This window comes from Oscillibacter sp. CU971 (assembly GCF_905219725.1).
Classification (GTDB): Bacteria; Bacillota; Clostridia; order Oscillospirales; family Oscillospiraceae; genus Oscillibacter.
This window is the reverse complement of the sequence record NZ_CAJMXG010000291.1, coordinates 1-3107: the sequence shown is the minus strand read 5'-3', so window position 1 is coordinate 3107 and position 3107 is coordinate 1. Positions and strand designations below refer to the sequence as shown.

At 53.4% G+C, this 3107-nt stretch carries 5 protein-coding genes; 1 reads left to right on the top strand and 4 read right to left on the bottom strand.

Annotation, left to right across the window (positions count from 1 at the left end):
- Positions 1 to 135 precede the first annotated feature (135 nt).
- Positions 136 to 1257: a virulence RhuM family protein gene (locus JX325_RS14270; RefSeq protein ID WP_204791755.1), complete on the top strand. Its 1122-nt coding sequence runs from the start codon at positions 136 to 138 to the stop codon at positions 1255 to 1257.
- A 338-nt stretch (positions 1258 to 1595) separates the two neighbouring features.
- Here JX325_RS14270 and JX325_RS14265 read toward each other — a convergent pair whose 3' ends face one another.
- The 4 genes from JX325_RS14265 to JX325_RS14250 all read right to left on the bottom strand — a co-directional run.
- On the bottom strand, positions 1596 to 1769 hold the full coding sequence (locus JX325_RS14265) for a cysteine-rich KTR domain-containing protein (protein ID WP_204791754.1): 174 nt from the start codon (positions 1767 to 1769) through the stop codon (positions 1596 to 1598).
- The gene (locus JX325_RS14260) at positions 1766 to 1933 is read right to left on the bottom strand and encodes a hypothetical protein (RefSeq protein WP_204791753.1); all 168 of its coding nucleotides are present in this window, start codon (positions 1931 to 1933) and stop codon (positions 1766 to 1768) included. The genes JX325_RS14265 and JX325_RS14260 overlap by 4 nt, the downstream gene beginning before the upstream one ends.
- Positions 1934 to 1951: 18 nt before the next feature.
- Entirely contained in the window at positions 1952 to 2131 is a 180-nt protein-coding gene (locus JX325_RS14255; protein ID WP_204791752.1) for a hypothetical protein, read from the bottom strand.
- A 104-nt stretch (positions 2132 to 2235) separates the two neighbouring features.
- A partial coding sequence (locus JX325_RS14250; protein ID WP_204791751.1) for a hypothetical protein occupies positions 2236 to 3107 on the bottom strand: 872 nt, incomplete at its 5' end.

Here is a 3107-nt window from a genome sequence, read left to right as displayed (position 1 = left end):
GCATAGCTGCGTCGCTCATTTTTCTGTATCATTCCCTCATTATACTACTTTTCCCTCTATTGGTACAGCTTCTAAGATTATCCGCCGCGATGATTTTAGACTGCCGATCCATAGGCCCATTTATGGAGGATGTTCATGGGGAAAAAGAAAAACGAAATCAGTATCCGCTCCAGCGCCGCCGAGTACCTCACCTTTGTAGCCTCTACGGGTGACAGTGCGGAGAGTATTGAGATGCGATACGAAGATGAGAATATTTGGCTTACCCAAAAGATGATGGCAACACTGTATGGAGTCTCCGTATCAGCTATCAACCAACATTTAAAAACTATTTTTGCGGATAATGAGCTGGAAGAACAGGCAGTTATTAAGAAATACTTAATAACTGCCTCCGACGGAAAACGATACAATACCAATCATTACAGTCTGCGGGCAATCATTGCGGTGGGCTTCAAGGTAAACAATGAGCGGGCCGTGCAGTTCCGCAAATGGGCCAATGCAATCGTCAAGGACTACACGATCAAAGGCTGGGTCATGGATGAGGAACGGCTGAAGAACGGCGGCACTGTTCTGACGGAGAAATACTTTGAGGAACAGCTGGAAAAGATCCGGGAGATCCGGCTGTCTGAGAGAAAGTTTTATCAGAAGATCACGGACATCTATGCCACGGCCCTTGACTATGACAGGACGGCGAAAACGACAAAGGAGTNTTTCGCCAAAGTCCAGAATAAGATGCACTTTGCAGTTCACGGGCATACCGCCGCCGAGGTGGTATATTACCGGGCCAACGCAGATCAACCGCACATGGGCCTGACGTCCTGGAAAGACGCTCCTCTCGGGAAGATCATGAAAAGCGACGTCTCCATAGCAAAGAACTACCTGACGGAGGATGAGCTTTATTCACTGGAGCGCATCGTGTCCGCATACCTTGACTTGGCGGAAGACCGAGCGCGGCGCCACATCCCGATGACGATGGAGGACTGGGCCAAGCGGCTGGATATCTTCCTGAAGGCGGACGACCGGGAGATACTGACAAATGCCGGAGCGATTACTGCTGAGATCGCAAAAGCTCATGCAGAAAGTGAATTTGAGCGATACCGGATCATCCAGGACCGATTGTATGAGAGCGACTATGACCGCTTTCTCGCTATGGAACAGGAATTGGCCGCTTCAAATGATGATGAGGCTCAGCAATTGCCAGAGGAAACGTCAGCGGCTGCCGAATATTCTGTGGGCCCAGGTCCAGGGCCCGCTATGTGACTTAAGTAGGCAGTTCAAGCTGAAAAGAGACTGCAAATGGGTTGACCATCTCTCAATATAATGGTATAATAAATCTTGACCTAAAGATTTTGATTCCCACTTTGTAAGCGTGGCCTATCCAGGTCTTTGCTGTCTCTGATGAGCCTACTTCTTAAAAATTTTCTCTGGATTCTTCTCGCCTGATTTTTTCTTAAATCAGAACAAAATATCCAGATTGTCCGGGGATTCCACAACAGCAAAACCCTGTATCCATTCTACCGCAATGGATGCAGGGTTTTGTTTTACTTCGATCATGGCGGTTTTGGTCGTTGCTTGGTCGTTATTTTTTCGCCGTTTTCCTAAGTAAGAATATCCACAACCGATTCCGTCTTACAGACCCGGCAGTACACCGCCAGATTTTCGGCCCTGGTTCCTGGGCGGAGCTTGAGGACCTCCCCCCGGCGGCAGACCGGGCAAAACACCCAATTGTCCTTTACGCGGAGTTTCCCCGCCTCACATTCAACGGCCCTCATACCGGATCGCTCTCCAGCGCCGCCGCCAGCTCCATCAGGTCAGCCTCCGTGTGTCCCTTATAGAACGTCTCCAGGCTCACGCTTAGAGCGTCCGCCGGGGGCCGGTTGATGATGTCCAGCCGCACCCGCTCCAGCCGCGCCGCAAGTTCGTAAACCTTATTCACTCTCAGCACCTCCGCAAATCAAAAATATTTCTTTCCATCCACTTCCAGCTCCTTAATTGCTCTCTCCAGCTCGTTGATCTTGGCCTGTTGATCGTCAACCCGGATCGCGCCCAGGCAGACTTTACAGCCGTACAGCAGAGCATTGGCCGTTGTAGCGCTGATCTCGTTGTTGAGTAACATATTGTTGATTTTGTTCACAGCCCGCCGTACCTCCGTAGACGTGCCCATTCGTAACCGTTTCTTTGCCATAACATCACCTATGATGCGGGGCGCACAGGCCGAAGCCCGCACGCCCCTTCCGGTCAGCCCTTGGCTGCCGTCTTGCTGGCGGCGGCGGGCAGAGCTTGGTAATAAATGGCCTTCGTCTTGTTCTCCAGGACAAACGCGCCGTAACAGATACGGCCCTCCACCAGAGAACCGGAGATTCCGGGCGGGTCCTGGTGGATGCGGAAGTCCTCCAGTTTCGTCGGGGCCACGGTGGCAACCGGGTGGGCCAGCATGAAGCCAAAACCAGCAGGAAGGCGCACGGCGGGCACCTTCACCACGGCAGCGCCGTCNAGGTTGGCAATGACGCCTTTGAGGCGCATTTCCTGGCCCACGTCGCTGTCCAGCGTGATGTCCGGGCTTTTCTTCATCAGCGTATAGGCGGCGGGGGTCACCAGCAGCACACGGCCCGTTTCCGGGACCTCCGCGTCGTCTAGCGCCTGGGAAGCTTTGGTGATCTCCTCGAAGATGTTCTCAGCNGTCAGGGCNACGGCGGCGGGCTTGTGCCCGGCGTTGGAGGCCATGACGCTGTAGGTGTAGCTGTCCACCTCGGGGATCACCACTTCCCGGTTCTGCCGTGCCAGGGCAGAGGCGGCGGAAAGCTGCTGGGCGGTTTCGTCCTGGTCCAGCTTGTCAATGGCGAAGGTGAAGGAGCGGTCCTTGTTCAGGGTGAACGCCTCGGTGGTGGCGTCCAGTCCGGCCACGGGGCCAAAGCGGCTCCAGTTCTCCTCTTTTTTCTCCCAGCCCCGGTCATAGTCGTTCATGGGGCTGGTGCTGATTTTGTAAACCTTGATGGTGTGCGCCCCCTCCCAGGTAAAATCCCGGTTGGTCAAAAGGTCCCGCTTGGATTCGTTTTTGAATTGTTCATCCACATAAGGTTGAAATTTGGTTACAAGGTCAATTGCCATAA

What these genes read in the sequence shown, in the direction of transcription:
- JX325_RS14265 (WP_204791754.1), bottom strand. Translation starts at nt 1,769, where the DNA reads ATGAGGGCCGTTGAATGTGAGGCGGGGAAACTCCGCGTAAAGGACAAT.